At 55.5% G+C, this 7,265-nt stretch carries 8 protein-coding genes; 2 read left to right on the top strand and 6 right to left on the bottom strand.

Annotated features, from left to right (window positions below):
- Positions 1-206: hypothetical protein (locus POG22_RS02175; RefSeq protein ID WP_498903376.1), on the top strand; the 206-nt coding region annotated here is incomplete at its 5' end.
- A 71-nt stretch (positions 207-277) separates the two neighbouring features.
- Positions 278-1,699, top strand: coding sequence for an aminotransferase class I/II-fold pyridoxal phosphate-dependent enzyme (locus POG22_RS02170; RefSeq protein ID WP_498903375.1), 1,422 nt, complete (start codon positions 278-280; stop codon positions 1,697-1,699).
- A gap of 300 nt (positions 1,700-1,999) precedes the next feature.
- Here the strand turns inward: POG22_RS02170 and POG22_RS02165 are convergent, their stop codons facing one another.
- The 6 genes from POG22_RS02165 to POG22_RS02140 all read right to left on the bottom strand — a co-directional run bounded on the left by POG22_RS02165 (position 2,000) and on the right by POG22_RS02140 (position 7,070).
- Positions 2,000-3,229 carry an ATP phosphoribosyltransferase regulatory subunit gene (locus POG22_RS02165; RefSeq protein WP_498903374.1) on the bottom strand — a complete coding sequence of 410 codons (1,230 nt, stop codon included), beginning with the start codon at positions 3,227-3,229 and terminating at the stop codon, positions 2,000-2,002.
- A 99-nt stretch (positions 3,230-3,328) separates the two neighbouring features.
- Complete coding sequence (locus POG22_RS02160; protein ID WP_498903370.1) at positions 3,329-4,264, bottom strand: J domain-containing protein; 936 nt, start codon at positions 4,262-4,264, stop codon at positions 3,329-3,331.
- A gap of 75 nt (positions 4,265-4,339) precedes the next feature.
- A complete protein-coding gene (locus tag POG22_RS02155) occupies positions 4,340-5,197 on the bottom strand; it encodes an inositol monophosphatase family protein (protein WP_498903369.1) in 858 nt (285 codons plus the stop codon).
- Positions 5,198-5,236: 39 nt separating this feature from the next.
- On the bottom strand, positions 5,237-5,827 hold the full coding sequence (locus POG22_RS02150; RefSeq protein ID WP_498903367.1) for a CPBP family intramembrane glutamic endopeptidase: 591 nt from the start codon (positions 5,825-5,827) through the stop codon (positions 5,237-5,239).
- Between the two features lie 6 nt (positions 5,828-5,833).
- Positions 5,834-6,883 carry a DUF3326 domain-containing protein gene (locus POG22_RS02145; protein ID WP_498903366.1) on the bottom strand — a complete coding sequence of 350 codons (1,050 nt, stop codon included), beginning with the start codon at positions 6,881-6,883 and terminating at the stop codon, positions 5,834-5,836.
- A gap of 4 nt (positions 6,884-6,887) precedes the next feature.
- A complete protein-coding gene (locus tag POG22_RS02140) occupies positions 6,888-7,070 on the bottom strand; it encodes a DUF8621 family protein (RefSeq protein WP_017659714.1) in 183 nt (60 codons plus the stop codon).
- Positions 7,071-7,265: the final 195 nt, after the last annotated feature.

Genomic DNA, 7,265 nt, shown 5'->3' with positions numbered 1-7,265 from the left:
GAAATCTACCCACACTCAAAATCCGTCAACTCTCAAACTTCGTTCCGACAACCCTGGAAAAATTGCAACTTCCCCACCTAGCAGCGACGCCTTTCCAAATCTGTCAACTCTCAAACTTCGCCAACTCTGAAAACTCCTCAAGTTGGTGGCTGTTGGGTTCCACTCCATTCCACCTAACCTACCCGCCAGCACTCTATTTTGATTGATTTGTTAGCCCAAAAAGTCTCTGTGTCTCTGTGGTAAAAAACTCACCCCAAGCCTCAAAAAGATCGAGCCAGTGCAATACCAGACCCCATTTCTAGACGCCTTAAAACAACAATCCCAACGCGACCACGTCGCCTTCTATCTCCCAGGACACAAACAGGGAAACGGAATTTCCAAACCCCTCAAAAACTGGTGGGGAAACAGGGTTTTCCAAGCCGACTTACCCGAACTTCCCGAACTCGATAACCTCTTCAATCCCGAAGGCGTCATCCAAGAGGCGCAACACCTCGCCGCAGACGCCTTCAACGCATCTCAAACCTGGTTTCTCGCCAACGGTTCTACCGCCGGAATTATCGCCGCTATCCTCGCCACCTGTTCCCCCGGTGATAAAATCCTTCTTCCCCGCAACGTTCACAAATCGGCGATTTCGGGGACGATTCTCGCGGGAGCGATTCCGATATTCGTCGAAACCGAATACCACCCCCATTGGAATATCGCCCTCAAAACGACTCCAAACACCTTAGAAGCTGCTTTAAACCAACATTCCGATATCTGCGCTGTTTTAATCGTTTCTCCTACCTATCACGGCGTTTGTAGCGATATCGAAGCAATTTCTCAACTCTGTCACCGCCGTAACCTCCCCCTGATCGTAGACGAAGCGCACGGCGCACATTTCCACTTTCACCCAAATTTCCCCAAATCCGCGATCGCCTCCGACGCCGATCTCGCGATCCAATCGACCCATAAAACCCTCAGTGCGTTGTCTCAGGCGTCGATGTTGCACTTAAAGGGAAATCGCGTCGAAGCCAAACGGATCGATCGCGCGTTATCCTTAGTTCGATCCACCAGTCCCAACGCCTTACTTCTAGCCAGTCTCGACGCCGCCAGACATCAAATCGCCACCGAAGGATTCAACTTACTCCAACACACCTTAACCCTCACCAAACTCGCCAGACAACGACTGTCGCAACTTCCCGATTTAGAAATTTTCGAGAGTTTCCCACCCTTCGACACCACTCGCCTCACCGTCAGCGTCGCCAACTGGGGATTGACTGGATATACCGCCGACGAATCCCTTCACGAACAGTTCGGCGTCACCTGCGAACTCCCCGAACTGCAACATTTGACCTTTGCCATTACCCTAGGAAATACCCTCAAAGATATCGATCGCCTCGTGACGGGATTCGAGAAACTCCGCCGCCTTCCCCACAACACCGAAACCGTCTCTTCCGTGACGTTTCCACCGATTCCATCGCTAGCGTTATCCCCTCGAGAGGCACATTTCGCCAAAACGGAAACCGTCGCGTTACACGAGAGTCTCGATCGCGTTTGCGCCGAAATCGTTTGTCCCTATCCCCCCGGAATTCCCGCCTTAATACCAGGAGAGCGGATTTCTGTCGCCTCCATATCATACATTGAGCAAATTGTCAACTCCTGCGGAAGCGTAACAGGATTGGCAGCAAAAGCCGAACCCCGTTTAACCGTAGTAGCGTAGCCTTCTCTGTGTCCTCTGTGTCTCTGTGGTGAATAAAAATTTAGTCGCTCGCGGCATTTTTAGGCTTGACTTCAGCAAATTTTTCGGATATTGTAATAGCAGTCTGAAATAATGGAAATATATTAAAATAATTGATTTTTAAATCAACATCAAACACATATACGATCGCGTAGCCAGCATAACGGGGTTGGCAGCAGAAACCGAACCCCGTTTAACCGTAGTAGCGTAGCCTTCTCTGTGTCCTCTGTGTCTCTGTGGTGACTCTACCCGCTTCCCACATACCACACTTAACTCACAATATCAAGACTCGAGCAGTTCCTGCTGCACGTCGCCATGTTCCGTGACCCAAGCCAGATGGGAAATACGGCGACTGCGAGCGTACTGACGCACTCGATCGCCGTCCGAGAACTCCTCAAGGAGTAGCTCCACCCGCACCAACTCCGAAGCTTGGCGCAACTCGCGAGCGCAGGAAAAAGCGGCCGCTTGCGCGCGGGGCGTCGACGGCACCACCAACCAATCGCTGGCGGGCGTGTTGGTCGGGAGCCGATCGCCCGTCAACAGCGTTTGTTGCAAATCTTCGAGGTTAAGCGAAAAGCCGATACCGGGACAGCGGCGCTGTTGAGGATCGTAAAGTTCCAACAGGCGATCGTAACGTCCACCTTTTCCGAGCAGACGAGTTCCCGACTCGCACTCACAGACCACCTCAAAAACGATCCCCGTGTAGTAATTAAACGTTTCGATGAGACTCAAATCCAAAACCACCGACTCGAGGAGTTCCGGATCGATCGACTCGACGAGCGCGATTAACGACTTGAGGTTATCGAGAACGCGGCGTCGGTCGTCGTCGAGGTCGAGACTCGCCAACCGTTGCAGCACATCCTTGGGGCGTCCGCGCAAATCGAACAGCATCAGGGCGCGATCGCGCAGTTGCGGCGACAACTCCATCGTTTCGACAGCCACGCGATCGAGTCTAGCGATCGCCTCGCGGACGCGAGATCGGTACGATTCCGGGAACGGGTCGAGGAGCGATCGCGTCAGTTCGGCTTCTCCGAGAACCACCGTCCAGCGTTGTAACCCCACCCGTCGCAAACAGTCGCCGAGCAGCAGCAGCACTTCCGCATCGGCCATCGCCCCGTCGATTCCGAGGAGTTCGACCCCGGCTTGATAAAATTCCTGTTGTCCGCCATAAGCCTTCGAGCAATTGCGACGAAACACGTTGGCGTTGTAATAGAGTCGTTGCGGGAGCGATAACTCCGCCATGCGCGTGACGGCGGCCCGAGCGATCGAAGCCGTCAACTCCGGGCGCAGTCCCAACGTCTCATCGTCGGGGTCTTGAAACTGCATGACCGTCGAGCGATCGATCGCGCCCCCTGCCATGAGAGTATCGAGTCGTTCGAGAGTCGAAGTAATAATCCGATGATAGCCCCAGCGCCGGAAAGCATCCTGCAAGCGCCGTTCGATCCACTGTTTCTGAGTTACGTCGAGGGGCAGTAAATCCCGCGCCCCGGCTGGAGGTTGGTGTACGGTCATGTTCGTTCGCCGTTGGACTTGCGAAAACCGACGCAATCGTGAAATTGGCCGACCTTTATTCTCAGGGGTGGAGGGTCTCGAAAGCAAGTTAAGATCGGGTTATTTTTTCTTACCGCCGAAAATTCCGAACAGACCACCGCCACCGCGATCGGATTTTTTAGGCGGTTTCGTTTTCGGTTTCGCCTTTCCATCTCCCGATCGCGCCATCATACGAGTAATCTGTTTCCGAGCCTCGAGAGCGGTGGGATCTTTCGCATCGAGTTTCAACGCCTTCGTCAAATGAGTGTTCGCCAGTCTCAAATTCACGCTCGAGGGATTTTGCTTCTGCTGCTCGACGTAAACCAGAGCCATCAATCCATGACAGCGACTGCTGTTAGCGTCGAGTTTGAGGGCGTCTTGCAGTTCCTTACGAGCCTGAGCGAACCGCTGACTCTGCAACAGAGACTGCGCTCGTTGAAAATACTTGTCCACCAAGGCGTCCGTCGACGATCGCGGGGGAGGCGGCGGGGGAACCGGACGGTTCGGTCGCTCCTCCTTCGATTTCGGCCAGCCTTTATTTTGCTGTTCCCGTCGAAACAAATAGGCGAAATTGAGTTCGCTCAACTGGCCGATCGTGTCCACCACGCGATCGAGATCCTCATACTGACTACCGGCCAGTTCTTCGATCGCCGCGCGATACTTAGACTCGAACCCCTCCTCTCGCATCAACGCTTGCGCTCGTTCGTCCTGTAAGGCGATCGATTGGTGTTCTTGCAGCAGTCGCTTGGCCGTCATCCGCAACAAGACCCCGTAATCGTTCCATTCCCGCTCGTTGGACAGTTTCGCGTAGGCAGGATTGACTAACTTCGAGAGCAGCGCTTGCGCGAGTTCCCGGTTGTCAGCTTTACACACGTCTGGATGCAACCGCCGCGCGATGCTGAGATAGCGTTTGCGAATCGCTTTCGGCTCGGCATCGAGGGAAATTCCTAAAATGGCGTGATGGTCTGTAAAGTCTAAGTGAAACAGTCCGCGTTCGATCTCAAAAGATAACGACATATTGTCGTCACCACCTCCGTTACGATTATCAATACTTATCTGGCGTTATCTTTATATACTCTAAACCTTTTAATTTCAGACGGGGGATCGCTCGCTTAAGTGTCCGACTCCCGGCAAACTGGCCAGCGGGCGCACTTCGAGAAGGCGATCGCTCGTCTCCCGATGAATTTTGCCGTTGGTGGCCAGAAGTCTCCCCGAGGTCACCTCCAGCGGCGAACCGTCGTAAGCCGTAACCTGTCCGCCCGCTTCTTCAACGAGAACGATTCCGGCTGCGATATCCCAGGGGGACAAGCCCCGTTCCCAATATCCATCGAGACAGCCACAGGCCACGTGCGCCAAATCCACAGACGCCGATCCGCTCCGTCGAACCCCCTGCGTCAGATGGGTCAAATAGCAAAATTCCGCATAGTTATTATCGTCGGTTTCCCGGCGATCGTAAGCAAAGCCCGTTACCAAAAGACTTCGAGCCAGGGAGTCCGTCGTCGAAACCCGCATCGGCACGTGATTGCGAGTCGCCCCCAATCCTTTGGCAGCGCGAAACAACTCGTCGGTGGCGGGATTGTACACCACCCCCACCGCTGGCGTTCCCTCGATTAACAGTCCCACCGACACCGCAAACACGGGATATTGATGGGCGTAGTTCGTCGTCCCGTCGAGGGGATCGATCGCCCACAGAAAGGGACTCGCTTGCTGGCCGAGATTGCCCGATTCTTCCGCTAAAATCCCGTGTTCGGGGACGTGGCGGCGTAACACCTCGAGAACCCGAGCTTCGGCTGCCTTATCCGCCGCCGTCACCAAATCTCCCGAGCGTCCTTTTTCCTCAACGCCGTCGAGTTTGCCCCAATAGGATTTCAACACCGCGCCTCCAGCTAGGGCAGCTTCCGTCGCGATATCGAGAAAAACGGGCAGGCGATCGAAACGATTTACACTCATCAGACTTTAACGCTTAAAATTTACCGGATCTCAACTCGTTCACACCGCCTGAGACTGACGCCACTTCCACAAGCAGGCCGACATCCAATTGGTCAGCACGTGAACCACGATCGGCAGCAAGAGGTTGCCGGCCAGCAACGCACTCCCCCCTAACACGAGACCGACGACCGTTGCCCAAATCGTGTACGGCCACTGCTTGGCGTTGCTCAAGTGAAGGGCGCCGAAACACAAACTCGAGAGCGTCAATCCCACAGCGTTCGAGCCTAGGGCGGGCAACATGACGCCGCGAAACAGCAGTTCCTCGCTCATACCCGGCAGCAAGCCCAACCACAGCAAATCCGGCCAAGTCAGAGGTGCGATGACCAGTTCCAAATAGAATTGAGCGCTTTGGCGATACGCCGGCCACAAGCGATAGAGCAGGGAACTCGCGGCTACGATCGCCACACTCAGCCCAGCACCCCAGGCGATCGCGCTCGGACTCCAGTATAAAGGGAGTTGTTGAACTGTCCCAAATCGCAGCCACAATTTAGCTACGGCCAGCAGCACGATGGCCGTGATGCCCATAGCAATTAAAATTTGGGTGCGAGTTAGAGATTCGGTCTCGGGCGGAGGGGAACGACGGTCGGTCACGCTAAATTAAGAAAGTGGACGGCTCGGGGACAGATGGGGGCTTAGGGCGGCGGGACTAATCCCCGCGCGGTGGGCGACTAACACCCCCAACGCCTCCAGATAAGAATTGACGGTAATCGCTCGAATTCCTAGGGCTGCTGGCGGAACCCGCATCTGCGTTTGGTTGTTGCGAACTGCCACGATTCGCGCGGCAGTCTGGCTCAAATTTAGGATAGCACTGCCGCCGCAAGCGGTTTCGGGAACCACGATCGCATCAATATCGCGCGATCGCACGATTCCCTCCTCGCCGGTCGAGGCGTCTGCAAACTGGGGGGCGCGACTCAACCCCACCAGCACGCAGGGTAAAAAAGTATAGCCGAGTTCTTCGGCCGCTGCCCGAGGGGACACGCTGGGGTCGGCGGGAAGCGGAGAGAGAGCGGGGGCGTGGGCGGCTGGAATTTGGAACTGACGCACCACCAAATGACTGATAACGGCTTCGGCCCCTGCGATGGGATCGACGCCTTGTCCGCTGCGGTAGCGATCGAAGGCGTCGCCACTTTCGTCGGGGAAGCGGGCCACAATAGCGATCGCTTCGGCTCCAGCGCGATCGATCGACCGTTCTGCGGCTCGTAGCAAGCTATCGGGGTTGTCGAGAGTTCCCCAGCTAGCACCCGCTTCCGACGTTCGGAGGCTGACGCCCAACGGCTCGTCTGTGACGACGTAATCCGTTAAATCCAGTCCCAAAGTCGCGCGGGTAGCATCGGCGGCCTGAAGGTGTCGCAATCGCAAATCGGGTTCGATCGCTTTATCCAAAATCAAACCCACCCGATTTTGATGCACCGGGCGAAGTCCCCAGCGTCCGGCGGCGAACTGGTCTAAGCCGTAGCCTTCAACGTAGGAAACGTTCGGTTGCGACCAGTACAATTGAGCGCCGTTGAGGACGTTGGGGTGAGTAATCAGGCGATCGCACACCTGGGCGATCGCGCGGGCGACGGGAATGGCATCACCAGCATAACCACCGATCTCGGCACCGATTCCCGTCGGGACGAGAGCGACAACGGTATAAGGTCGGGTCACGAACTCAAGCGTTTCGATCTTGCGTGACCACAGCTTCGACTTTCGCTTTACCCGTTTCGGGGTTTGTCTCCGTCACCGCCCACCGCAAGGGTTCGCCGCGTTTTTCTAGTTCCGCTTCGATGTCCTGGTGCAGTTGCTTCGGAGATTCCGTTAAATCGATTTCGGCAGTAATGAAATGTGTGGTCATGGTTTTTTGAATAGGGAACAGTGTTTCAGTCACCAGTCACCAGTCACCAGTCACCAGTGAAGACGGGGAATGGGGAACGGGGAACAGGGAATCGGGAACGGGGAACAGTGTTTCAGTCACCAGTCACCAGTCACCAGTCACCAGTGAAGACGGGGAACGGGGAACGGGGAACAGGGAATCGGGAACGGGGAACAG

The sequence above is a fragment of the Geitlerinema sp. CS-897 genome (assembly GCF_028368005.1).
Classification (GTDB): Bacteria; Cyanobacteriota; Cyanobacteriia; order Cyanobacteriales; family Geitlerinemataceae; genus Baaleninema; species Baaleninema simplex.
This window is presented reverse-complemented; position numbering and strand designations above follow the sequence as displayed.